The following is a 23,611-nucleotide window of genomic DNA, read 5'->3' as shown; positions in this document are numbered from 1 at the left end:
GCCTTCCCGTCGTGCGGACGGCGGGCCGGGGCGCCCGCGCACCGTCACAGGACGCGCTGGCCCTTGCCCAGCGCCACGACGCCGTTCTCCGAGACGGAGTACAGCTCCCGGTCGTGCTGCGCGTTCACCCCGATCGTGGCGCCGGGCGGCACCTCGATGTGCTTGTCCAGGATCGCCCCCCTGACGATCGCGCCGCGCCCGACGCGCACGTTGTCGTGGAGGATCGACTCCTGCACCACCGCCCCCTCCTCCACCACCACGTCGGGCGAGAGGACCGACCGGGTGACCTGGCCGCGGATCAGGCAGCCCGCGCTGACGATGGACTCGCCGGCGATGCCCCCGGCGTTGAAGCGGGCGGGCGAGAGCTGGGTGGAGTGGGTGTAGATCGGCCAGTCGCGGTTGTACAGGTTGAAGGCGGGCCGCTCGGCGATCAGGTCCATGTGGGCGTCGTAGTACGCGTCGAGGGTCCCCACGTCGCGCCAGTACCCCCGGTCGCGGGCGGTCTCCCCGGGAACGTGGTTGGCGCTGAAGTCGTACAGCTGCGCCTCGCCGCTCTCGGTGAGGATGGGCAGGATGGAGCCGCCCATGTCGTGCGCGGAGTCCTCGTCCTCGGCGTCCTTGAAGAGGGCCTCCACCAGGGCCCGGGTGGTGAAGACGTAGTTGCCCATGGAGGCGAGGACGGAGTCGGGGTCGTCCCTCAGGCCGGGCGGGTCGGTGGGCTTCTCCAGGAAGCCCTCGACCGTCCGGCCGTCCGGGCCGGGGCTGATGACGCCGAAGGCGGAGGACTCCGCTCGCGGCACCCGGATGCCGGCGACGGTGACCCCCGCGCCGCCGTCGATGTGCTGCTGCAGCATCTGCCGCGGGTCCATGCGGTAGACGTGGTCGGCGCCGAAGACCGCGATGTGGTCGGGGCGCTCGTCCTGCACCAGGTTCAGCGACTGGAGGACGGCGTCGGCGCTGCCCAGGTACCAGTGGGGACCCAGCCGCTGCTGGGCGGGCACGGGCGTGACGTAGTTGCCCAGCAGGCTCGACATCCGCCAGGTGGTGGTGATGTGCCGGTCCAGTGAGTGCGACTTGTACTGGGTCAGGACGCAGATCCGCAGGATGTCGCCGTTGACGAGGTTGGACAGCACGAAGTCGACTAGGCGGTACGTCCCGCCGAAGACGACCGCGGGCTTGGCGCGGTCGGCCGTGAGCGGCATCAGCCGCTTGCCCGCTCCGCCGGCCAGCACGATTCCCAGCACCGAAGGTCCGCCGCGTCGCATCACCGCTCCTCTCTCGCCACCGCTCCGTCCGGCATCGGTCCCCGTCGGTCTACGCCGCCTCCAGGACGGCCTCGTACACCTCCACGGTGCGCCGCGCGACCGCGTCCCAGCCGAACGCCCCGACGGCCCGCTCCCGTCCGGCCTCGCCCATGCGCGCCGCCTCCGCCGGGTCCGCGAGCAGCCGGTTCACGGCCGCGGCGAGCCCCGCCTCGAAGCCCTCCGGGTCCCGCTCGTCGTAGGGCACGAGCAGCCCGTTCACACCGTCCTCGACGACCTCCGGGATGCCGCCCACCGCGGAGGCCGCCACGGGCGTGCCGCAGGCCATCGCCTCCAGGTTGACGATGCCCAGCGGTTCGTAGACGGAGGGGCAGACGAACAGCGCGGCGTGCGTGAGCAGCTGCACGACGTCCGGGCGCGGGAGCATCTCGGGGATCCAGAGGACCCCGGTCCGGCTCCGGGTCAGCTCCCCGACCAGCTCCCTGAACTCCCTCTCGATCTCCGGGGTGTCGGGGGCTCCGGCGCACAGCACCAGCTGCGCCCCGGGGTCGACGGACCGGGCGGCGCGCAGCAGGTGGGGGACGCCCTTCTGGCGGGTGACGCGGCCGACGAAGAGGACGTAGGGGCGGCCGGGGTCGACGCCGACGCGCTCCAGGACGTCCGTGCCGGGGTCCGGACGGTAGAGGCCGGTGTCGATGCCGTTGTGGACGACGTGCACGGTGTCCGGGGCGAGGGCCGGGTAGCAGCGCAGGATGTCCCCGCGCATGCCGTGGGAGACCGCGATGACCGCGTCGGCGGCCTCGACCGCGGTCCGTTCCGCCCAGCTCGACAGCGCGTACCCGCCGCCGAGCTGCTCGGCCTTCCAGGGGCGCAGCGGTTCCAGGGAGTGGGCCGTCATGACGTGCGGGACGCCGTACAGCAGCTTGGCGAGGTGGCCGGCGAGGTTGGCGTACCAGGTGTGGGAGTGGGCCAGGTCACGGCCCTCCAGGGCGGCGGCCATCGACAGGTCCACGGAGAAGGTGCGCAGGGCGCCGTTGGCGCCGTCGAGGTCCGGGGCGGGCCGGTGCCGCCGTACGCCGTCACCGCCGTCCTTGCCGTCGCCCTCACCCTCGCCGCCCTCGCCCCAGCAGTGCACCTCGAGGTCGGTGAGCCGCCTCAGCTCCCGGGCGAGGAACTCCACGTGGACACCGGCGCCGCCGTAGACGTTCGGCGGGTACTCCCGGGTGATCAGGCCTACCTTCATGCGGCCCCCGTCCCTCGGACATCCTGTTCCAGGGTCGCTCACTCGGCGCGGTCACGAAAGTCGATCTTCGAATTCCGGGGTGGCACCGGGGCGGGCCTCGCTCCCCGTGCCGCCACCGGCGCTCCCCGCGGCCGTCCGCGCGGCCGGGCGGTCCTCGGGAAGCGGGGCGGCGCCCGGGCGCGGCGGCCGGCGGGTCAGAACTCGGCGGAGAGGGCGCGCAGGGCGTCCGTGCCGGGCTCCTCGGCCGGCCGTGTCCCGATGCCGAGCTTCTCCTTGATCTTCTTCTCGATCTCGTTGGCCAGGTCGGGGTTGTCGCGCAGGAAGGTGCGGGCGTTCTCCTTGCCCTGCCCCAGCTGGTCGCCCTCGTAGGTGTACCAGGCCCCCGACTTGCGGATGAAGCCGTGCTCCACCCCCATGTCGATCAGCCCGCCCTCCCGGCTGATGCCGATGCCGTACAGGATGTCGAACTCCGCCTGCTTGAACGGCGGCGCCACCTTGTTCTTGACCACCTTCACCCGGGTGCGGTTGCCCACCGCCTCGGTCCCGTCCTTGAGCGTCTCGATCCGGCGGATGTCCAGCCGCACCGAGGCGTAGAACTTCAGCGCCCGGCCACCGGTGGTCGTCTCCGGCGACCCGAACATCACGCCGATCTTCTCGCGGAGCTGGTTGATGAAGATCGTGGTGGTCTTGGACTGGCTGAGCGCGCCGGTGATCTTCCGCAGCGCCTGGCTCATCAGCCGGGCCTGCAGACCGACGTGGGAGTCGCCCATCTCGCCCTCGATCTCGGCGCGCGGCACCAGCGCCGCCACCGAGTCGATCACGATCAGGTCCAGGGCGCCGGAGCGGATCAGCATGTCGGTGATCTCCAGCGCCTGCTCGCCGTTGTCGGGCTGGGACAGGATCAGGGAGTCCACGTCCACGCCCAGCCGCTTGGCGTACTCCGGGTCCAGCGCGTGCTCGGCGTCCACGAAGGCGACCGTGCCGCCCATCCGCTGGGCGTTGGCCACCGCGTGCAGGGTCAGGGTGGTCTTGCCGGAGGACTCCGGGCCGTAGACCTCCACCACCCGGCCGCGCGGCAGGCCGCCCACGCCGAGGGCGACGTCCAGAGCGGTCGACCCGGTCGGGATGACCTCGATGGGGTCCCACACGCTGTCGCCGAGGCGCATCACGGCGCCCTTGCCGAACTGCCGTTCGATCTGTGCGAGCGCGGCGTCGAGCGCCCTCTCGCGGTCCTGCTCTTTCACGGGGTCTCCCTCGGTGGGTCGGGGTCTGTCATCGCGGCCGGCGCTCCGGGTGCGGCGGGCGGGGCCGCGTCGTCGCGGGCCTCCGCGGGGCCCCGCGCCTCCGCGCGTCCGCCCGGGGGCGTCCGGGCCGGGGTGTCCGGAGCGTCCGGGCGGAGCGGGGAGGCGTCGTCACGGCGCCCGGGGTGGCACCCGGCGCAGTCCAGGCCGACGGCCGCCCGCGGGGTCCAGGCCGTCAGGGGGTCGGTCGGGGTGGGAACGGCCATGTCGGTCGGCCTCCGCGGTGGTCCGGTCGGTCGGATCGGTCGGAACGGTCAGAAGGGGAGTTCGCCCTCCCCGTGGCCCTGCCGCTCGCCGTCGCCCCGGGCGGACGGACCGCCGGCGGACGGGGCGGCGCCGGAGCGGTCGCCGACGAGGGCGCCCGGGCGCGGGGCCTTGGCGACCTGGGTGCTGGCGAACCGCAGCGAGGGGCCGACCTCGTCGACCTCGCACTCGACCACGGTCCGCTTCTCGCCCTGGCGGGTCTCGTACGTCCGCTGGCGCAGCCGCCCCTGGACGATGACGCGCGTGCCCCGCGCCAGGGACTCGGCGACGTGCTCGGCCTCCTGCCGCCAGGCCGTGCAGCGCAGGAACAGCGTGTCGGCGGAGTCCCTCCACTCGTTGCTCCGCCGGTCGAAGGTGCGGGGTGTGGAGGCGACGGTGAAGTGCGTGACCACGTCGCCGGACGGGGTGGTGCGGAGGTCGGGGTCGTCGGTCAGGTTGCCGACGACGGTGATGACGGGCTCACCGGCCATGGGAGGTCCTTTCGCGCGACGGGTGGTTCCCCACCCGCGCCTGTCCGGTTTCGTCGGCTGGGGCGCGGCGGCCGCCGGTCATCGCGCCTCGCCGCTGTCGAGGGCGAGCAGCCGGGGGAGGTCGATCTCGCCGGTGCGCCAGGCCCGGGCGACCTGTTCCGTTCCGCCGGGCACGGGCCGGAGGCTGAACGAGCGCGGTTCGGGGGCCGGGGCCGCCTCCAGACCCGGGATCACCTCGCCGGTGTACGGGTCGGTGACCGGCCCCGGCCAGGCCGCGAGCTCGGTGATGAACCGCTTTCGCCAGCTGGAGCGCACCCGGACGAGCGTCTCGACCTCCTCCGGGTGGTTCTCGGTCACCCAGGCGGTGAAGGCGTCCTCGTCGGCGACCACGACGGCCGGCCTGGGGTCGATGAGCGTGATGGTGGCGATGGGGGTGCCGTCCCGCAGGGTCACCCGCATCGACTTGAGGGCGAACTCGGCGCGGGCCGTGCGCAGTTCCTCGAGGACCTCGCGGCGCGTGGCCTGGTACCGGGCCTCCACCGCGTCGCGCAGCACCTTGAGAACGGCGACCTCGGTGGCGTGCTCCTTGAGGTTCATGCCGCCACGGCCTTCCGCTCGGCCGTCTTGCCGGCCTCCCTCTTCGCCTCCGTGCCGCGGCGCACGATGAGGTCGCCGAGCGTGGTCGGCTCCCCGGCCGGGTCCAGGACGGCGGCGGCGAGCAGGTTGTGCCGCCGCGCCTCCTCGTAGAGGGAGCGGAGCTCGTCGTAGGTGGTGTTCGGGGCGGTGGCGGTCGCGAGGTAGTCGGACGCGTCCGGGGTGGGCTTGCCGGCGTTGAGCCAGTCCAGGACGGATCCGGCGAACTCCGCACCCGGTTTGCGGATCACGAGCCCGGAGAGGGGCTTCGCCCGGGACTTGGAGATCACCAGGGTGTTCTCGTGGTCGAGGTCGCCGACGATGTCGAACTCGTACTCGATGCCCTCGCGCTGCTCGGGCTTGAGCCCGACCTTGCGCGGCACCTTGCGCCCGCGGTCGTCGGTCTCCACGACGTACTCGGTCTTGGTGCGCATGGTGACGATGAGGTGACCGGGGTAGGCGAGCAGGGCGTCGATCATCGCCCGCTCCATGGGGCGGGCCTCCTTCCAGGCGGCGAAGCTGCTGCCCGCCCCGAAGCGCTTCGCGGCGTTGTCGACCTGCTCGAGCATCCCCCCGGCGCCGGACCAGAAGTGCGAGAGCGAGTCGACGATCATGACGTCGTAGCCGTCGTGGGCGGCCACCGCGAGTACGTCGATGAGCGCGGTGGGCTCGAACGTCGTGAGCTGGAGGGTGTCGAAGGCGAACTCGTCGGCGTACTTGGAGGCGCTGCCGTGCTCGGTGTCGACGAGGGCGGCCTTCTCGCCGAGCGCGGTGCCGGTGACGAGCGCCGTGTAGGTCTTGCCCGAGCCGGTGGGTCCGGTGAGCGCGATGCGGGCCTTGGCCTGTTCCTTGGTGGCGGGGGTGAAGGTGAAGGTGTTCACGCCATGCTCCTCTGGCGCATCCGACGGCGGTTCGGGGTGGGCCCGGGGGGCGTCGGGACGCGGTCCCCGCCCGGCGAGACGTACACCCGCTCGGCCGAAGTTCGATTTCGAACCTTCGTTCGAAAACTGTCTGAAACCTCACGCTAGTCACACACGCGCACCAAATCAACAGGAAACCTGGGAAAAATCGCTGGAAATCCCCCGTACCGGTCCGTCGGCCGCAGACCTCGCCGTGCCCCCTCGCCGAGGGACGGGGACTCCTCGGCGGACTCGCGGGAAGCGTCCCCGAGCGGTGGGCGCGCACGCGCGCCGCCGTCACCGGCCGCCGTCACCAGCCGTCGTCACCGGCCGCCGTCACCGTGTCCCGGACGGCTCCGCCCGCCGTGCCGCGCGGAGCACGCGCAGCACATGGCCGGGTGACATCAGCCGGGCGGGCGGCTCGACCATGTTGGCCACCGCCAGGAACGTCCTGCCCAGGACGGGGTCGACGGACGCCGCCGCGCGGTAGCGGGTGAGGTACCGGTCGAGCAGCCCGTCGGCCGGCCCGCGCCTCCCCTCCGCCCCGGGGAAGCGCAGGTCGCCGCCGGCGGCCAGCAGCCACGGGGTGCCGACCACCCCGGCGGCGGCGCGGAAGAAACGCCGGGGCAGGTCGCCGGCGCCCTCGGCGAGCAGGGCCCGCAGCACGGCCGCCTGCTGGGCCGCCGCCGTCATGCCCTGGCCGTAGGTGGGGTTGAAGCTGCACAGGGCGTCGCCGGTGACCAGGAACCCGTCGAGACGGCGGGCCGACTTCTCGTAGTGGTGACGCACGCTGGCGGGGTGGCGCATCCTCACCGGGTCGTTCAGCGGCTCCGCCGTGCGCAGCACCTCGGCCACATCGGGTCCCGGCAGGCTCTCGGCGTAGGCCAGCATGCCCGCGTGGTCGGTCGGGGGCTCCTCCCCCAGCAGGCCGAAGAGGACGACCGCGAACCGGTCCTCCCGTTCCGAGACGACGGCCCCGCCCCGCGGCAGGCCCGGGAAGGGCACCAGCGCGGCGCCTCTCCGGCCGCCGAGGTGGTGGGGTTCACGCCGGAAGTGACGGGTGACGTAGACGACGTCGGCGCGCACCCGCGTCCGCCGCGGCCGGGCGTACCCCAGCTCCTCCAGCCAGGCCGGGGCCCGCGACCCCCGGCCCGAGGCGTCGACGACCAGGCCGGCGGGGAGCACCTCCTCCCGGGCCCCGTCGGCGCGCGGACGCACCCTGACGCCGGTGACCCGCCCGCGATCCGGTGTGGTGACCAGGCCCAGCACCTCGGTGGAGTCCCTGATCCCGACGCCGGGCAGCGCGGCGACGCGCGCCCGGACGTGGTGCTCGACCAGGGGGCGGCTCGCGCCGTAGGAGATCACTCCGGAGGGCGCCGGGCGCAGGAGGCGGCCGTCGAGGTACCAGTGGGCCTCGCCCTGGGTGTCCGCGCGGGTGGCGCCCGCGGCGAGCAGCTCCTCCAGGAAGCCGGGGAACAGTTCCTCCAGCACCCGCGCGCCGCGGGCGAGCAGGATGTGGAGCTGCCGGCTCTGCGGTACGCCGCGGCGGGCGGCCGGTCCGGCGGGGAGCGCGTCGCGGTCGACGACGGTCACCCGCCGGTAGGCGTCGGCGAGCGCGCGGGCCGCCGTCAGCCCCGCCACACCGGCGCCGATCACCACCGCGTGGGCCCGGTCCGCCCCCGTGGACGCCGTCGGGGGTCGAGCGGTCGTGGCCATGGGACGGCTCCGTTCCCGCGATCGCCCGCCCGGCCGTCCGGGCCCGGGGCGACCGCGCCGGTCGGTCGGGTCCACGTCGTGTGCTCACCGGGTGGGTCCCCGGCGGAGAGGCCCGGCCGCCACCGGGCCCGAGCGCGTGGTGACGCGGGCCCGGCGCCCCTCGGAGCATGTCACACCCGGACGTCCGCGGTGAACCGGTTCCGGCGACGCCGGCCCCTCCCGGCAACCGTGTTGAGCGCGTCCCCGCCGGTGGCCTAGCGTTCGCCGCATGACGGAGCGACGCGCGATCCTCAGCGGCTCGACGTTCGAGGAGCGGATCGGCTACGCCCGCGCCGTGGTCGACGGCGACTGGGTGCATGTGTCCGGGACGACCGGGTTCGACTACACCACCATGACGATCTCCGACGACGTGGTGGAGCAGGCCGAGCAGTGCCTGCGCAACATCGGGGCCGCGCTGGCCGAGGCGGGATGCGCCTTCGCGGACGTCGTGCGGGTGCGGTACCTGCTGCCCGACCGGGACGACTTCGAGCCCTGCTGGCCGGTCCTGCGCCGCGCCTTCGGCGGGACGAGGCCGGCCGCGACCATGCTCGTGTGCGGCCTCGCCGACCCCCGTATGAAGATCGAGATCGAGGCGTACGCGCGGCGGCCCACCGCGTGACCGCCGCTCGGCCGGCCCCGAGGGCGCGGCGCGGGGTCCTCGCATCGCGCCGCGCGGTGGGGGCCGCCGCCGGCCCGCCGCCGTCCTCACGGGGCGGCACCGCACCGCCGGGAGCGGGGCCGGCCCGCCCGCGGTGCCCACGCGTCCGGGCCCGGTGGACCGCGCCTGCCCCGCGGGGCTCAGCCCGCCGTCGCCGCCGGGCCCCGCCACTCGGCGGCGAGCAGTGACCAGATCTGGGTGTCGTGGCGCTCCCCGCGGTGCGGGTACTTCTGCCGCAGGACCCCGTCGAGGGTCATGCCCAGCCGCTTCGCCACGGCGATGCTGCGCTCGTTGCCCGCGGAGACCACCCACTCCACCCGGTGCATCCCGCGCTCGGCGAACGCCCAGTCGACGAGCCGCCGGGCGGCCTTCGTCACCAGGCCGCGCCCCTGTCCGGCCGGCTCCAGCCAGCAGCCGATCTCGCAGTTGCCGGAGGCGGCGTCGAAGACGGGGAAGAGGACCCCGCCGACCAGCGTCCCCTCCAGCCAGATGCCGTAGATCCGGCCCCGGTCGGCGGCCTGCCGGTCCGCGTAGTCCTGGAGCAGGGCCCTGGCCGACTCCGGATCGGTGGCGCGGGCGGCGAAGGGGATCCACGGATCGATGCCGGCCCGGGCCCGGTCCATGTGGGCGAGGAACTCCTCCGCCTGCCAGGGCTCCAGGGGGCGCAGCTCGGCACGGGCGGCATCCCGCGCGCCCGCGGTGCCTCCGGTGTCCGCGGTGTCCCCGGTGTTCTCGTCCAGTGGTGTCGCGAACATCCAGCCCCTCCCTGCTCCCTGCTTCGCCCCTGTGCGGCCGGGCACCGCGAGCCCGCCCGTGCGCCGCGCCCGCATCCTCCCACACCCGCTCCCGGCGGCCCCGGCGACGACGCGGGTACCGCCGGGCGGCGACGGCGGCCGGCGCGCGGCGGCGTCAGTGGTCGCCGTGACCGGAGTGGTCGTGCCCCCCGCCCTCCGGCGGGCGGACGGACGCGCCCGGCACGGCGCCGGAGAACTGCGCGGCCACCCCCTTCTGGGGGCCCCGGGGCCACACGAGCACCTGGTAGCCGACGGCCACGATGTCGGGCACGGCCCAGGCGCTCAGCTCCGTCGCGCTCTCGCCGGGGGCCAGTTCGCCCTTGAACCCGCCGTCGTCGGCGGCCTTCCCGGCCATGCCGCCCACCTCGACCCCCACCCACTGGAGCCGCACCGCGTCCAGGTCGACGGGGGCGTCACCGGTGTTGGTCAGCTCCACCCGCAGACCCAGCGGCTCGCTGCGCTCCCCCAGCAGCTTCTCGCGCGCCTCGGCCAGTCGCGCCTCGTCCACCACGCCGTCCCGCACGTCCGTGCGGTCCGCCGCGCGCAGGCGTCCCAGGACGGTCGCCGTCGCCTCGAGGCCGTCCGGCCAGGCGAAGGTCTTCCCCGTCGGCACCGGCGTCGGCCCGGCCGGTGCCGGATCGGACGGTCCGGCGGTGCCCGGGGCGGAGGGTCCGGAGGCGGCCGGCGGGGCGGGCTCGCCGCCCGCGCTGCATCCGGCGAGCGGTGAGAGGGATAAGGACAACAGAACCGCTGCGAGCACGGTTCGGCGCATGGGCACTCCAGCAGGCGGCCTCGGGCGGATACGGCGAGGCCGACGGTAGCGCTCCCACGAGGGCTCCGTAAAGGTCGGCACGGGGCAGGGCGCGCCCGCCGGTCGCGGTCTCACGGGTGGGGTGGGCCGGGCCCGGCGGCGGGACTCCGGTGGTGTGCGCGGACCCGCACCCTGGGCCGCCTGCGGGACGGCGGCGGGGAGCGGCGGGGAGCGGTGGGAACGGCCCCCGGGGCGCCCGCCCGCCGTCACTCCTCGATCACCGCGACCGCGTCCATGCCGGCGTGGCGCAGGGTCCGCTGCACGGCGCGGTTGGCTCCGCGGACGGTGAGCCCGGCGCCCTCCGGCCGTCCGGTGGCCACGCGGAGCAGGGCGTAGGCGCTCGCCAGGTCCAGGTGGTCGAGTTCGCCCATCTCCAGCACCACCTCGCGGGCGCCGAGCAGCCGCGGATCCACGAGCCGCTCCTCCAGCTCGCCGAGCGTTCCGGCGTCCAGCCGGCCGGAGAAGGTGAGCACGGCGCGGCGGCGGCCGGCCTCGGTGATCGTCAGGGTCGGCCGGGGTGTTCGTGCGGTGGGGTGGGGCTCGGAAGTCACGGCGGCCTCCTCGGCATGACGGCCCGCGGTGGTTGTGCGCTCCTGTTCGTCCTCTTCCTCCAGCGTCCCACCACCCCCGCCTCCGCCCTCGTCCCCGCCCTCGCAGTCCCGGCCGCGGGCACCGGCCCGGGCGGTGGGTCACGGGACCGGCGCGGCGATCCCGGCGGCGGCGTCGCGGGCGGGGCGGCCGACGCCGACGGGGGTGGCCGAGGTCGGTCCGGTCCGGTCCGGTCGCCGTGGCCGAGCAGGTGCGGGCGCGGCTCGTCCAGGGCCCGCGTGCCCTCGGTGCGGATGCGGCCGCGAGAGGTGCGCAGCCGCAGGGGCGCGAGGTGGCCGAGCGCGGGCCGGAAGCCGGTGCACCGGGTGACGGCGTCCGCACCGGCCGTCGTGCCGTCGGCCCGGGCGGCACCGTCGGCGGTGAGGCGGGCGAACATCGGTGACGCCTTGAGCAGCCCGGCGTCCCTGGCTCCGCGGACGGGCGGCACGGCGACGATGTCGCCGAGGGAGGCCGCACCGCCGGTGTCGGTGGGACCGGCCTCCAGGGCCCGGCGGCGGGCGGTGGCGACGTCGAAGAGCGCGCGGCCGTCGATGTGGTCGGGCAGGAGGCGCGGCGGGCGCCGGGTCGCCCAGGTGAGGTCGACGCCGCCGTGGAGGGCGAGGTCGGCGGCGCTCCGGGCCCCGGAGTCGCCGCCGCCGACCACGATGACGCGCCGGCCGGCGAACCGTTCGGGACTACGGTAGCCGGTGGCGTGCGACTGCTCGCCCCGGAACGCCTCCCGTCCGGGGACGGCCGGGAGGAAGGGCCGCCACCAGGTGCCGGTGGCGCTGATCACGGCCTTCGCCCGCCGGGTGCCGGAGCCGGTCTCCACGCGCAGCCGCTCCCCGTCGCGGTGCACGGCGCGGACGCGGACGGGGCGCTGCACGGGCGGGTCGTAGCGTCGCTCGTAGGCGGCCGGGTACTCCACCACGTCGTGTGCGCCGGGGTGCTCCTCGCCGGGACGGCCGGGATGGGCCGTCCCGGCAGCGAGGAGTGGGCGGCCGGGGAGAACGGGCGCGGGGAGTCCCACATGTGGCGCCGGGCGCCGCCGGGGTGCTCCTGGGCGTCGAGGACCACGAAGTCCGGATTCCGGCGGCGCAGGTGGTGGCCGGCGGCGAGCCCGGCCTGGCCGCCGCCGATCACCACCACGTCCGTGCGCTGCGTCACGACCCCGGCTGTGCCGCCGTGAACTTCCCGCGCCAGGCGAGGGCGACGTAGACCAGCGCGATGAGGACGGGGACCTCGATGAGCGGGCCGACGACGCCGGAGAGCGCCTGGCCGGAGGTGACGCCGAAGGTGGCGATGGCGACGGCGATGGCCAGTTCGAAGTTGTTGCCCGCGGCCGTGAAGGCCAGGGTGGTGGTGCGCTCGTAGGCCAGGCCGATGGCCTTGCCCAGGGCGAAGGCGCCGAAGAACATGACCGCGAAGTAGACCAGCAGCGGCAGGGCGATGCGGGCGACGTCCCACGGCTGGGAGGTGATCGTCCTGCCCTGGAGGGCGAAGAGGACGACGATGGTGAACAGCAGCCCGTACAGCGCCCAGGGGCCGATCCTCGGCAGGAAGCGCTCCTCGTAGTCCTCGCGGCCCATCCTCCGCTCGCCGATGCGGCGGGTGAGGAAGCCGGCCAGCAGCGGGATGCCGAGGAAGATGACGACGTTGACGGCGATCTCCCACATGGAGATGTCCAGGGCCGCGCCGTCGCCCAGGCCGAGCCAGCCGGGCAGCAGGTCGAGGTAGAACCAGCCGAGCAGGCCGAAGGCGAGGACCTGGAAGACCGAGTTGAGGGCGACCAGGACGGCGGCGGCCTCGCGGTCGCCGCAGGCCAGGTCGTTCCAGATGATGACCATGGCAATGCAGCGGGCCAGCCCGACGATGATCAGTCCGGTGCGGTACTCGGGCAGGTCGGGCAGGAAGATCCAGGCCAGGGCGAACATCACCGCGGGCCCGACCAGCCAGTTGATCACCAGGGAGGAGACCAGGAGCCTGCGGTCGCCGGTGACGGCGTCGAGGCGGTCGTAGCGGACCTTGGCGAGCACCGGGTACATCATGACCAGCAGACCCAGCGCGATGGGCAGGGAGATGCCGCCGACCTCGATCCTGCTCAGGACGCCGTTCAGGCCGGGGATCATCCGTCCCAGGCCCAGGCCGGCGGCCATGGCGAGCAGGATCCACACCGCCAGGAAGCGGTCGAGGGTCGAGAGCCCGGCGACGATGCCGCCGCCCTCGGAGGGACCCGCTGGTCTGGTGGTCTCTTCGGCGGTGGTCACGGGCAGGCCCTCTTCGTCTCGGCGGCTCGGGTGGTGCGGGCGGTGCGGGCCAGCTCGGTGAAGGAGCGGCCGAGACACTCGATGACGTCCGGGCGCAGCCGGTAGTAGGTGTACCGGCCGCACGGCTCGGTCTCCACGACCCCGGCCTCGCGCAGGACGCGCAGGTGGTTGGAGAGGTTGGTCTGCTTCGCCCCGGTCTCGGCCACCAGGTGGGTGGTGCAGAGGGTCTCGGTGGCCAGCAGGGTCACGATGCGCATCCTGAGCGGATCGGCGAGCACCCGGATCAGGTCAGTATCGACTGACATCAGCATGGGCTGATACTGTCACATCAGCCGGAGGTGATGCCACCCCGGCCCCGCCATGAGACGAGAGAGAGCCCTCATGCCCGAGAAGCCGTCCGTGCTGTTCGTCTGCGTCCACAACGCCGGCCGCTCCCAGATGGCCGCCGCATGGCTGACCCACCTCGCCGGCGACCGGATCGAGGTCCGCTCCGCCGGCTCCGCCCCGGCCGACCGGGTCAACCCCGCCGCCGTCGAGGCGATGCGGGAGGCCGGCGTCGACATGTCGGCCGAGGTGCCCAAGGTGCTGACCGTCGAGGCCGTCCAGGCCTCCGACGTGGTGATCACCATGGGCTGCGGCGACACCTGCCCGGTCTTCCCCGGCAAGCGCTACCTCGACTGGGAGCTGGAGGACCCGGCCGGACAGGGCCTGGCGGCCGTCCGCCCCATCCGCGACGAGATCCGCAGGCGGATCGAGGCCCTGGTCGCCGAGATCGACGCCGAGGCCGCCCGGGCGCAGGCGTGAGCACCGCGGCAGGCGCCGGCGTCCGCGACGTGGCCGTCATCGGCTCCGGGCCGGCAGCGCGCCGATGAACGCCGATGAACGCCGATGAACACGGCCGAGGCGAAGGGCTTCTCCGGCCTCCGCGAGACGGCATCTCCGGCCTCCGCGACGGCATCTCCGCCGCCGACCCGGCCGGCGGGACCAAGACGGTGACCGACGCCGCCGGCACCGACCGGGCCGCCACCGCCGCCGCGCTCCGAGACGGCCGTGGAGGCCGCCCCGGGGAGGGCCGGACCCCCGTGCGATCCGTCAGCCTCTGCGGCCCCGGGCGGCCCAGCCGCTGCCGACGCCCGCCACGTGCAGGGCCAGCAGCCCCAGCCCGAGGAGCATGAGGTTGGTCGACGAGAAGACGTCGTTCACCGCCAGTTCCGCGGCGTTGATCAGGAACGCGATGAAGAACAGCACTGCCGCCGCTATGCCGAGCATGGGCTCTCCCTTTCCTCGTACGGTGCGAACCGTCTGCCCCGTACGCCCGCCCGGACACCATCCCGCCCGGCTCCCGCACGCCGAACTCCGCGGCACCGGCCGCCCGGTGGGCCGGCCGCGGCCCGGCCGGCAGGAGCGGACGGCCGGGCCGACGGGCCGTCCGGCCGTACACGGGGCGGGAGGATCAGCCCGCGGCGGCCAGGTGGGAGCGGGCCTCCTCATGGGTGGGGAAGACCGGCAGGATCTCGCCGGTACCGGTGATCTCGATCATCCGGGCGAGGTGGGGGGAGGGCGCCACGATCGCCAGCGGGCGCTCGGAGGCCAGTCGCAGCAGCAGGCTGAGGGTCTGGGAGTCGCAGAACTCCACGGCGGCGGTGTCCACGGCCACCGGCCCCGGATGCGACCGCAGCGCCTCCTGGACCGCCGAACGGAAGGGCCCGACGGTGTCGGCGTCGATGCGGCCGCGCAGCACGATGCACCACAGCGGGCCGCGCTCCTCCGACGCCGCGACCACCGGCGCCGGTCGGCCCTCCCGCACAGCATCGTGACGTGTCATGGGACAACTATCCCCTACTTCCGTTCCGCTCCGGGCCGCTCCCCCGGCCGACGCGGCGTCAGTTCCCGCCGGACGGGGGCGGACACGCGGGGCGGGGCGGCGGGGCGGCGGACGGGGCCGTCACGACGCCGGTACCACGGACGGCGGATCCGCCCGGTACGTCCCCGCCGAGGTCTCGCACCACAACGGCATCTGCTCCTGGAGCTGCTTGAGCATGACGCCCTCGCGCAGCGCCCACGGTGAGAGCGTGACGGTCTCGATCTCCATGCACTTCATGGCCGTGTGCGCGATCACGGCGCCCGCCAGGGACTGCCGGGCGCGGGCGGCGGAGATCCCGGGCAGCTCCGCACGGGCGGCCGCGGGCAGGGAGGCGAGCCTCTCCACCGCCGCCTTGAGGTCCCTGCGCTCGATGCGGCGCGTGACGAAGGGCCCCCGCTTCCCGGGAGGGGCCCCGCACAGGCGGGCCAGCTGCTGGAACGTGCGCGAGGTCGCCACGGCGGTACGGGGACGCTCCCAGTGGATCCGGACCGCCACGTCCCGCAGCTCGTGGCGTACCCGGCGCCGCAGTTCCCTGATCGCGGCGGCCGGCGGAGGGTCCGCCTCCGCGAAGTACTCGCGCGTCATCCGTCCCGCGCCCAGCGGGAGCGAGGCCGTGAAGCCGGGTGTCCTGTCCCGGCCGAAGGCGACCTCCAGCGAGCCGCCGCCGATGTCCAGCAGCACCATCGGACCGGCCCGCCAGCCCATCCACTGACGGGCCGCCAGGAACGTCAACTCGCCCTCCGTCACGCCCGACATGACGTACAGGGGCACTCCGGTGCCGCCGTGGACGGCCTCCAGGACCTGGTGGCGGTTGGGAGCCTCCCGGATGATCGCGGTGGCGAAGGCGAAGGGCCGCTCCACTCCCCAGCGAGCCGACTCGTCCCTCACCTCGGCGACCGCGGCCACCACGTCGTCCACCGCCCGCTCGCCAAGCCGTCCGTCCGGCTCGACGAGTTCGGCCAGCCGGAGCCGCCGCTTGGCCGTGTGCACCGGCAGCGGTATGTCGCCGCCGCAGTCGGCCACCACGAGTCTCACCGTCTTGGATCCCACATCCACAACCGCCAGCCGCATGCGTGGCTCGTGCCCCTTACCGCCGCACGTCATGCCACCGGCCCGCACGCCCCGCTCCCTATCGGCCACCCGCACCGCCACCGGACGCGCCCCCGGTTCCGGCTCCGCGCCGGTCCGGGCGCACCACCGGTGGCGTCACCGCGCGGGGCCGCGCGCCCGTCGGGGGAACCACCGGCCCCGGTCCCGCCCGCCATCGGCGATTCCGCCTGTTCCGCGCGACACCCCTGGCAGCGGGAGGGCTCCGTGCGACAGGGTTCCGGTCCACGGCGCACCACCCCGCCTTCGGAACCATGGAGAAGCCCATGCGACTGCGCAGTGCGATGCTCGGTGTCCTCGCCCTCGTACTGGCCGGGACGCTGACCACGACGGCCGCCGGCACGGTCGGCGCGGCGGCCGGGCCCGGATCCGCTTCCCGGCCGTCCGCCCAGGGCGGCTCCGGCCCCTACCCCGCCGGTCACGAGACCACCCTGCGGTTGCGGAACCACACCGTCTACCGGCCCGACTCCCTCCCCCCGGGCGTCAGGCTGCCCATCGTCGCGTGGGGCAACGGGGCCTGCCGCGCGGACGGCACCTGGTTCGAGAACGTCCTGACCGAGTGGGCCTCGCACGGCTTCCTGGTCATCGCGAACGGCCGGCCGGGCGGTTCCGGTTCGACCACTTCCGCCATGCTCACCGAGTCCATCGACTGGGCCGTCGCGGAGAACTCCCGCCTCGGCAGCAAGTACCGCGGCAGGATCGACACGTCCAGGATCGCCGTGATGGGCCAGTCCTGCGGCGGCATCGAGACCTACGAGGTGGCCGACGACCCGCGGATCACCACCACGGTCCTGTGGAACAGCGGTCTGCTCGGCGACGCGAACGACCATCTGCTGCGGCGCCTGCACGCCCCGATCGCCTACTTCATCGGCGGCCCCGGCGACATCGCCCACGGGAACGCGATGGACGACTGGAGGAAGCTGCCGGCCGGCCTGCCCGCGTTCATGGGCAACCTGGACGTCGGGCACTTCGGCACCTTCTCCGAGCCGAACGGCGGCGAGTTCGGCCGGGTCGGCGCGCACTGGCTGAAGTGGCGGCTCAAGGACGACCCGGCGAGCGGGGCGCAGTTCACCGGCCCCGACTGCGGGCTGTGCGACACCGAGTGGGACGTGATGCGGAAGAACCTCGGCTGACCCGCCCCGCCGGCGGCACCCGGCAGGCCCGGGACCGGAGCGCTCGCCGCGCGGTCCCGGGCCTGCCGGGTGCCGGGCGCCGGGTCAGGCGAAGAGGCCGGCCAGCCGGTCCTGCCAGGCGCCCTCGGTCCGCTCGGGGTCCGCGCCGGGCGCGAAGTCGTGGACGCTGACGCCGACCGGCGCGCCGAAGTGGTTCCTGCCGAAGATCCGGTACATCGCGTCGCCGGTGCGCAGCCCGAGGAAGTAGGCGTTGCGGAAGTCCACGACCGCGTCCGCCGGACCGGTCCCCGGCACCTCGATCCGCACCGTGTCGCCCTCGGCGGCCCCGTCGGGGACTCCCAGGGCGCGGGTGACCGTCTCCAGCGCGCCGGGCGCGGCGGACGCGGCCGGCGCGTCGAGGGAGGTGAAGGCCGCCTGCCGGCCGGTGAAGTGCTCCAGGTACTGCCGGAGGGTGTGGAGGTAGAAGTCGGTGTGCTTGCCGATGCCGTCGTACTGGTCGTCCCAGTCGTCGACGAAGACGCCGCTGTGGACGTACCGCACCCACGAACCGCCGCCCGCGCGCGGCTCGATCCGCTGGTCGAGCCGGTTGAGCAGCTGCGGGCCGGCGCCCTCGGGGAACTCCTCGCGGCTGGTCAGCCGGCGGGGCGGGTCCCACACGGTGACGGGGCCGCCCTCCCCCGGCTCGTACTCCGTCGGCCACAGCCAGCCGGAGGTGCCGGTGGTGATCGCGGCCCAGACCTCCTCGGGGCTCGCGTCGGTCTCGAACTCCCGGACGACCTCGAATTCCTTGCCCATGATCGGTTCCTCGTTCCTCGTTCCTCGTTCAGCGGTTCTCGGTGCGTGGTGTGTGGTGCGTGGTGCGCACGGGGTGGGCGCGGCCGGCTCCCGGGCCGGCCGGGGACCCGCCGGCGGGCCTCCTCAGGACCGCTCCCCGACGGCCCCCGGCTCCGGGGCGGTGCGGGTTGCGGGTCCGGAGTCCGCCTTGACGGCCGGGTGGAGCGCGACGACGATCCGGTGGTCCCGGCCGCCCTCGGCGTCGGCGTCGTGGTACTTGGCGATCAGCGCGCTGACGCCGCGCGTCAGCTCCTCGACGAACGCGGCCCTGGCCGCGGCGTCGGCGAACCGCACCTCCCCGTCCAGCGCGTAGGTGGCCAGCCGCTTGCGCGCCCGGGCGGCGCCGGTGATGAGGGTGCCGACGTCGCGCACCAGACGGGCGGCCAGCGCCAGCAGCCAGCGCGCCGACAGCTGGTCGCGGAACCGGCCCGGGTCGGGCTCCACGGAGGCCAGGGCGAGCGGCGAGATGACGTACGAGGCGGCGGTGGCGCGCATCAGCCGCTCGGTGACGTTGCCCTTGCGGCGCTCGCCCACCAGCTCGACCAGGCCGTGCCGCTCCAGGGCCTTGAGGTGGTAGTTGACCTTCTGGCGGGGCAGGCCGACCCGTTCGGCCAGCATCGCGGCCGACGCGGGCTCGCCCACCAGTTCCGCCAGCAGTCCGGCGCGCGTCGGGTCCAGCGAAACCGCCGCCGCCGCCGCGTCCTCGATCACGGTCACGTCCAACATGGCCCCACCCTCCCACCGAAAACTTTTTTTGTCCAGAACTCTTTTCTTGTCGGGGGGAGACGGGCCGGCCGGCGCCGGTCACCGGCATGCCGCGCGGCGCCCGAGGAACGCGAGCGCTCCGGACGGAGGGGCGGGGCGGGGCGGGCCGAGCGGCACGACGGGGCGGGAGCCGTCCCCGTGCGGACGCCCGCCTCCTGGACGGCGCCGCTTCCGGGGCGTCGCGGTCATTGCTTCGGCCCACCGGGGGTAGACGGCGGACAACGGACAGGGAGAGGTGAACCGTCGTGTGCGAGTCGTCGGTACGTGCTGTGGGGTGGGCGCGGTCGCTGCCGGTGGCCAGCGGGGTGAAGACGGCACGGGAGTGGGCGCGCGGGCACCTGGAGTCGCTGGGCTGGACGGAATCGGCCCCCGAGACGGTGGACGCGGTGCTGCTGACCGTCTCGGAGCTGGTGACCAACGCGCACGTGCACGCGCGCAGCACCGCGCAGCTGGTGCTGGTGTGGGACAACCGGTGTCTGCACGTGAGCGTGCACGACTCCTCCGGCGACCTGCCCGCGCCCCGCTCCCCCAGCACCGAGCGCACCTCCGGTCGCGGCATGTTCCTGGTGGACGCCCTGGCCGACGAGTGGGAGGCCCGCCCCTGCACGGACGGGAAGACCGTCACCGCCTGCTTCCGCCCGCCCGGCCGGCCCTCCGCCTGAGCCCCGCGCTTCCCCGGGGGCCGGCCCCGCGGTCCGGGCGACGCGGTCCGGGCGGTGCCGTCAGGGCGCCTCGAGGAGCTGCTCGGTCCAGATGGTCTTGCCGCCGGGGGTGTAGCGGCTGCCCCAGCGGTGGGTGAGCTGCGCCACCAGGAACAGGCCGCGGCCTCCCTCGTCGGAGAGCCGGGCACGCCGCATGTAGGGCTGTGACTGGCTGGGGTCGGTGACCTCGCACACCAGGCGCCGGTCCCTGGTCAGCCTCAGCCCGATGGGGCCGCCCGCGTGGCGGATGGCGTTGGTGACCAGCTCGCTGACCACGAGTTCGGTGCCGAAGCCCAGCTCCTCCAGCCCCCACTCCGCCAGCTGCCCGGAGACCAGGGCGCGGGTGTGCGCGACGACGCCGGGATCGGCGGGCAGCTGCCAGAAGGCCGTGTCCTGGGGCCGCACCCGGCCCACGCGGGCCAGGAGCAGCGCGAGGTCCTCACTCCGCGCCGCGCCCCGGAGGCCGGCCATGAGGCGCTCCCCGGCCCCGGACAGCGGCCGGTCGTCGCCCGCGGCGGCCCGGACGCTCTCGCACACCCGCTCCAGGTCCCGTCCCGCCTCCTCCGGCCGCTCGGCGAGGGCGCCGCTGTGGAACGCGAGCACGTCCCCCGGCCGCAGGTCGAGCTCCACCGCTTCGAAGGGCTCCGCCCCGGTTCCCAGCGGCGGCCCGGGCCGGAGCTTCACCTCCTCCGCGGTACGGTCCCGCCGTCCGGCCAGCACGGGGGCCGGGTGGCCCGCGCTGGCCATCAGGCACCGGCCGGCGACCGGGTCGTAGACGGCGTACAGACAGGTGGCCCCGTGCAGGGAGAAGGCCGCCGACCCCTGGTTCCTCTCGGTCTCGCCCAGCCGGAGCACCAGGTCGTCCAGATGGCTCAGCAGCTCGTCGGGCGGCGGGTCCAGGTCGGCCAGGGTCTGCACCGCCGACCGCAGGCGCCCCATGGCGCCTGCGGCGTTGATCCCGTGCCCGGCGACCCTGCCCACCACGAAGGCCACCCGGACGCCGGACAGCCGGATCACGTCGTACCAGCTGCCGCCGGTTCCGGCGGCGGTGCTGGCCGGCGCGTACATCCCCGAGGTCTCCGCCGCGGTCAGGCGCACCACCGGGGGCGGCAGCAGGCTGCGCTGCAGGGCCTCGGCCGTGCGCCGCTCCCGGGTGTACCGGCGGGCGTTGTCCAGGCCCAGGGCCAGCCGGGAGCCGATCTCCTCGGCCAGGGCCGCGTCGGACCGGTCGAACGGGGCCCGCTCCCCGGTCCGCCACAGCGGTACGGCCCCCAGCACGGCTCCGCGCGCCCGCAGCGGGAGGACCAGGAGCGAGGTGGCGGCGTCCGGCAGGATCAGCCGGGACAGCCGCGGATCCCCGGCCGACGCCGCCCGCAGGCCGTTCAGGTCCGGCATGATCCCGGCCGCTCCCCGGCACAGGTGCTCCTGTTCGACCTCTCCGACCGAGAACGTCTCCCCGAGGCCGTAGACCTCCTCGGGCCAGGCGCCGCGCGCGGTGGCCAGCGCGACGCGGCGCAGCGGCGTGTCGGTGGTGAACTCCCCCGGCTCCTCCCCGGCCAGCACCGCGTCGGTGAGGTCGACCGCCCCCAGGTCGGCGAAGGCCGGTACCAGCAGGCCGACCAGCTCCTCGGCGTTGCTGACCACCTCCAGCGAGCCGCCGATGCGCTCGGCCGCCGCCCGCAGCAGGTCCAGCCGCTGCTGCGCGCGCGGGCTGGACACCAGCAGCCCGCCGCCGGACAGGACCACCCGCAGCCCCAGCTCGTCCTCGAACTCGGCGCCCTCCACGGGCACCAGCGACACCAGGAAGCGCGCCCCGTCCCCCTCCAGGAGCGAGGAGACGATCACGTCCGTGTCGACCCTGCCGCCGCCGGGGCGGCGCAGCAGCGCGCGTCCGCTGCCGTGCCGGCCGCGTTCCGCCTCCCGGACCAGCCTCTCCCACACCTCCGGGTCCTCGAAGAGGCCGCCCAGGTCGCGTCCGCGCAGCCCCCCGGCCGAGCCGCCCAGGAGTTCCAGCGCGGGCCGTGTGCAGGCCACCACCGTGCGGGCGGCGTCCAGCACCAGCTCGGCGGGCTGTCCCCAGGCCGCCGATCCGGCTCCGAGCTGGCCACCACGACCGGTCATACGCCTCCCACGGCTGCGAACAGCGCGACAGCGGCATCCCTCCCATGAGACAGCCGCGCCGCCCGCGTCGCAACCTGTCACGACCCTCCGCAAAACGCTGCAAACCGCTGTAAACGTCTGCAACCTGTCGCAAACCACCGCACTCCGCCGGGGCGGCGTCGCGGGTGCCGCCGTTCGCCGCGCGGGCGCCACGGCGCACCCCGTCCGCGGGTTCCGCGCCGGCGGGGTGCCCGGTGGGCCGCGCGAGGTGACGCGTACCGGCGGCCGGGCGGCCGGGCGGCGGGGCCGGGCGCCCATCGACCCGGCCCCGCGCCCCGCGGCCGGTCCCGCCCACGGCGTACGGCGGCCCGCGCCGCGCCCGGGGGGAGCCCCGGGCGCGGGCCGTCAGGCCAGCGCCAGCACCGACGAGAGGACCCGGCGCAGCGTCGCCTCCGGGTCCGGGACCGGTTCGGCCGAGCGCCACGCCACGAACCCGTCGGGGCGCACCAGCACCGCGCCGCCGGGCCCCGTGCCGTGGGTCCGCGCCCAGTCGGCGCCGTCCTCGGGGGTGAGGTCGGCGTCCGCTCCGGCGCCGATCCGGTACGTCACGAGCGGCACGGACAGCTCCCCGGCGACGCGGCCGGCCGCGGCGTGCCACCCGCCCGCCTCGCCGGCGCCGACGAGGAGGACCGGCGACCGCTCGTACAGGTCCAGGGTGGAGATCCGCTCCCCGGCCCGGCGCAGCCACATGTGGGGCGCCCGGCTGCCCGGCTCGCCCGTCAGCCGCAGCCCCTGGGGGACGGGCGGCGCCTCGGGGTCGGTGCCCACGACGGCGCCGCGCGGATAGCGGTAGCCCAGGACCACGTCGAGGATGCCGCCCCTGCGGCCGCCGCCCGCGCCGGGGGCGGGGACGTAGCCGGGGTGGCTGTGCTCCACGGAGCGCGCCGAGGCGCGCTCGCTGGTCGCCCGCGCGACGGGGCGGCGCTCGGTGTCGTAGGTGTCCAGCAGGCCCGGGCCAGCCCAGCCGCCGAGCACGGCGGCCAGTTTCCACGCCAGGTTGTGGGCGTCCTGGATACCGGTGTTGGAGCCGAACGCGCCGGTGGGGGGCATCTCGTGGGCCGAGTCGCCGGCCAGGAGGACCCGGCCGGCCGCGTACCGCTCCGCGACCCGCTCCGCCGCGTGCCACGGGGCCCTGCCGGTGATCTCCACGTCGAGCTCCGCGAGGCCGACCGCTCGGCGGATGTGCTCCGCGCACCGCTCGTCGGTGAACTCCTCCAGCGTCTCGCCGCGTTCGGGGTGCCAGGGCGCGTGGAAGACCCACCGCTCCCGGTTGTCGACCGGCAGCAGCGCTCCGTCGCCGTCCGGGCCGGTCAGGTAGCAGACGATGAAGCGGCGGTCGCCCACCACATCGGCGAGGCGGCGGGAGCGGAAGGTGATGCTCACGTTGTGGAACAGGTCGCCGGGCCCGCTGTGGCCGATGCCGAGGCTCTCGCGCACCGGGCTGCGCGGGCCGTCCGCCGCCACGAGGTAGTCCGCGCGGATCGTGGTGTGCTCCCCGGTCTCCCGGCTCTTGACCACCGCCGTGACACCGTCCGGACCGGGGTCGAACGACATCAGCTCGGTGGAGAACCGCAGGTCGCCGCCGAGTTCCCGGGCGTGGTCCAGCAGGACCGGCTCCAGGTCGTTCTGGCTGCACAGACACCAGGAGCTGGGGCTGAAGCGGGCCAGCCCGCTGCCCGGGTCGATCTCCCGGAACAGCCACTCGCCCTCCTCGCCGACCAGGGCCGGCGTCTGGAGGATGCCGTGGTTGCCGGCCAGGACCGACGCCGCCTCCCTGATCGCCGGCTCGGCTCCGGCCACCCGGAACAGTTCCATCGTCCGCACGTTGTTGCCGCGGCCGCGCGGGTGGATCGAGGTGCCGGCGTGCCGTTCCACCAGGATGTGCCGCACCCCGAGGCGGCCCAGGAACAGCGAGGTGGACAGGCCCGTCAGGGAACCGCCGACGATGAGGACCGGGACCGTGAGGTCGGCTTCTTGGCTCATCACTCTCCTCCAGCGCGTCGCGTTTCCCGGCACGCGCGGGTGCGGCCGGGCTGGAGATCAATGCCCCGCCATGAGGGGAAACGCCCATGCTTCACCCGGTTGATCACCATTGCTTGCGG

The 23,611-nt window shown here is 74.9% G+C and carries 23 protein-coding genes and 1 pseudogene; 4 read left to right on the top strand and 20 right to left on the bottom strand.

Features of this window, described 5'->3' with window-relative positions:
- Positions 1-44: 44 nt before the first annotated feature.
- From glgC to QC029_RS15305, 7 genes are all read right to left on the bottom strand, one after another.
- Positions 45-1,265: a glucose-1-phosphate adenylyltransferase gene (gene glgC, locus QC029_RS15335; RefSeq protein WP_279556210.1), complete on the bottom strand. Its 1,221-nt coding sequence runs from the start codon at positions 1,263-1,265 to the stop codon at positions 45-47.
- Positions 1,266-1,314: 49 nt separating this feature from the next.
- On the bottom strand, positions 1,315-2,505 hold the full coding sequence (gene glgA / locus QC029_RS15330) for a glycogen synthase (protein ID WP_279556209.1): 1,191 nt from the start codon (positions 2,503-2,505) through the stop codon (positions 1,315-1,317).
- 194 nt (positions 2,506-2,699) lie between these two features.
- The gene (recA, locus tag QC029_RS15325; protein ID WP_279556208.1) at positions 2,700-3,749 is read right to left on the bottom strand and encodes a recombinase RecA; all 1,050 of its coding nucleotides are present in this window, start codon (positions 3,747-3,749) and stop codon (positions 2,700-2,702) included.
- Positions 3,750-4,060: 311 nt separating this feature from the next.
- On the bottom strand, positions 4,061-4,540 hold the full coding sequence (locus tag QC029_RS15320) for a single-stranded DNA-binding protein (RefSeq protein ID WP_279556207.1): 480 nt from the start codon (positions 4,538-4,540) through the stop codon (positions 4,061-4,063).
- Between the two features lie 78 nt (positions 4,541-4,618).
- On the bottom strand, positions 4,619-5,137 hold the full coding sequence (locus QC029_RS15315) for a hypothetical protein (RefSeq protein ID WP_279556206.1): 519 nt from the start codon (positions 5,135-5,137) through the stop codon (positions 4,619-4,621).
- Positions 5,134-6,054, bottom strand: a complete 921-nt coding sequence (locus QC029_RS15310; protein ID WP_279556205.1) for an ATP-binding protein — start codon at positions 6,052-6,054, stop codon at positions 5,134-5,136. Before QC029_RS15310 ends, QC029_RS15315 begins: the two co-directional genes overlap by 4 nt.
- A 354-nt stretch (positions 6,055-6,408) precedes the next feature.
- The gene (locus QC029_RS15305) at positions 6,409-7,863 is read right to left on the bottom strand and encodes an FAD-dependent oxidoreductase (RefSeq protein WP_336621591.1); all 1,455 of its coding nucleotides are present in this window, start codon (positions 7,861-7,863) and stop codon (positions 6,409-6,411) included.
- A gap of 193 nt (positions 7,864-8,056) precedes the next feature.
- Between QC029_RS15305 and QC029_RS15300 the strand changes: the two genes are divergently transcribed.
- Positions 8,057-8,446 carry a RidA family protein gene (locus tag QC029_RS15300; protein WP_279556203.1) on the top strand — a complete coding sequence of 130 codons (390 nt, stop codon included), beginning with the start codon at positions 8,057-8,059 and terminating at the stop codon, positions 8,444-8,446.
- Positions 8,447-8,625: 179 nt separating this feature from the next.
- On the opposite strand, the gene QC029_RS15295 is transcribed toward QC029_RS15300, so the two are convergent.
- The 6 genes and pseudogenes from QC029_RS15295 to QC029_RS15270 form a co-directional block, all read right to left on the bottom strand.
- A complete protein-coding gene (locus tag QC029_RS15295; RefSeq protein WP_279556202.1) occupies positions 8,626-9,240 on the bottom strand; it encodes a GNAT family N-acetyltransferase in 615 nt (204 codons plus the stop codon).
- 154 nt (positions 9,241-9,394) lie between these two features.
- Positions 9,395-9,892 carry a hypothetical protein gene (locus tag QC029_RS15290; protein ID WP_279556201.1) on the bottom strand — a complete coding sequence of 166 codons (498 nt, stop codon included), beginning with the start codon at positions 9,890-9,892 and terminating at the stop codon, positions 9,395-9,397.
- 404 nt (positions 9,893-10,296) lie between these two features.
- A complete protein-coding gene (locus tag QC029_RS15285) occupies positions 10,297-10,641 on the bottom strand; it encodes an STAS domain-containing protein (RefSeq protein WP_279556200.1) in 345 nt (114 codons plus the stop codon).
- 138 nt (positions 10,642-10,779) lie between these two features.
- Positions 10,780-11,845 (bottom strand): annotated as a pseudogene (locus QC029_RS15280) (ArsO family NAD(P)H-dependent flavin-containing monooxygenase).
- A complete protein-coding gene (arsB, locus tag QC029_RS15275; protein ID WP_279556199.1) occupies positions 11,842-12,945 on the bottom strand; it encodes an ACR3 family arsenite efflux transporter in 1,104 nt (367 codons plus the stop codon). Before arsB ends, QC029_RS15280 begins: the two are co-directional and overlap by 4 nt.
- Positions 12,942-13,256 (bottom strand): helix-turn-helix transcriptional regulator, encoded by a 315-nt coding sequence (locus tag QC029_RS15270; RefSeq protein WP_279556198.1) that lies wholly within the window; start codon positions 13,254-13,256, stop codon positions 12,942-12,944. The genes arsB and QC029_RS15270 overlap by 4 nt, the downstream gene beginning before the upstream one ends.
- Before the next feature lie 70 nt (positions 13,257-13,326).
- On the opposite strand from QC029_RS15270, the gene QC029_RS15265 reads away from it, so the two are divergent.
- Entirely contained in the window at positions 13,327-13,749 is a 423-nt protein-coding gene (locus QC029_RS15265) for an arsenate reductase ArsC (protein ID WP_279556197.1), read from the top strand.
- Positions 13,750-14,037: 288 nt separating this feature from the next.
- On the opposite strand, the gene QC029_RS15260 is transcribed toward QC029_RS15265, so the two are convergent.
- The 3 genes from QC029_RS15260 to QC029_RS15250 all read right to left on the bottom strand — a co-directional run bounded on the left by QC029_RS15260 (position 14,038) and on the right by QC029_RS15250 (position 15,880).
- The gene (locus QC029_RS15260; protein WP_279556196.1) at positions 14,038-14,214 is read right to left on the bottom strand and encodes a hypothetical protein; all 177 of its coding nucleotides are present in this window, start codon (positions 14,212-14,214) and stop codon (positions 14,038-14,040) included.
- Positions 14,215-14,398: 184 nt separating this feature from the next.
- The gene (locus QC029_RS15255; protein ID WP_279556195.1) at positions 14,399-14,770 is read right to left on the bottom strand and encodes an STAS domain-containing protein; all 372 of its coding nucleotides are present in this window, start codon (positions 14,768-14,770) and stop codon (positions 14,399-14,401) included.
- 120 nt (positions 14,771-14,890) lie between these two features.
- Positions 14,891-15,880 (bottom strand): Ppx/GppA family phosphatase, encoded by a 990-nt coding sequence (locus QC029_RS15250; protein WP_279556194.1) that lies wholly within the window; start codon positions 15,878-15,880, stop codon positions 14,891-14,893.
- A gap of 302 nt (positions 15,881-16,182) precedes the next feature.
- Here QC029_RS15250 and QC029_RS15245 point away from each other — a divergent pair, with 302 nt between their 5' ends.
- Positions 16,183-17,049: a hypothetical protein gene (locus QC029_RS15245; RefSeq protein WP_279556193.1), complete on the top strand. Its 867-nt coding sequence runs from the start codon at positions 16,183-16,185 to the stop codon at positions 17,047-17,049.
- Positions 17,050-17,133: 84 nt separating this feature from the next.
- On the opposite strand, the gene QC029_RS15240 is transcribed toward QC029_RS15245, so the two are convergent.
- Positions 17,134-17,844 (bottom strand): SRPBCC domain-containing protein, encoded by a 711-nt coding sequence (locus tag QC029_RS15240; RefSeq protein WP_279556192.1) that lies wholly within the window; start codon positions 17,842-17,844, stop codon positions 17,134-17,136.
- A gap of 123 nt (positions 17,845-17,967) precedes the next feature.
- Positions 17,968-18,609 (bottom strand): helix-turn-helix domain-containing protein, encoded by a 642-nt coding sequence (locus tag QC029_RS15235; protein WP_279556191.1) that lies wholly within the window; start codon positions 18,607-18,609, stop codon positions 17,968-17,970.
- Positions 18,610-18,893: 284 nt separating this feature from the next.
- Between QC029_RS15235 and QC029_RS15230 the strand changes: the two genes are divergently transcribed.
- The gene (locus tag QC029_RS15230; protein WP_279556190.1) at positions 18,894-19,310 is read left to right on the top strand and encodes an anti-sigma regulatory factor; all 417 of its coding nucleotides are present in this window, start codon (positions 18,894-18,896) and stop codon (positions 19,308-19,310) included.
- A 60-nt stretch (positions 19,311-19,370) separates the two neighbouring features.
- On the opposite strand, the gene QC029_RS15225 is transcribed toward QC029_RS15230, so the two are convergent.
- Complete coding sequence (locus QC029_RS15225) at positions 19,371-21,470, bottom strand: SpoIIE family protein phosphatase (RefSeq protein ID WP_279556189.1); 2,100 nt, start codon at positions 21,468-21,470, stop codon at positions 19,371-19,373.
- Between the two features lie 384 nt (positions 21,471-21,854).
- Positions 21,855-23,492 carry an FAD-dependent monooxygenase gene (locus tag QC029_RS15220; protein ID WP_279556188.1) on the bottom strand — a complete coding sequence of 546 codons (1,638 nt, stop codon included), beginning with the start codon at positions 23,490-23,492 and terminating at the stop codon, positions 21,855-21,857.
- Positions 23,493-23,611 lie beyond the last annotated feature (119 nt).

It is taken from the genome of Streptomyces sp. DH37 (assembly GCF_029813835.1).
Lineage (GTDB): Bacteria > Actinomycetota > Actinomycetes > Streptomycetales > Streptomycetaceae > Streptomyces.
The sequence above is the reverse complement of the archived record's forward strand: the minus strand, read 5'-3'. Positions and strand labels throughout refer to the sequence as shown.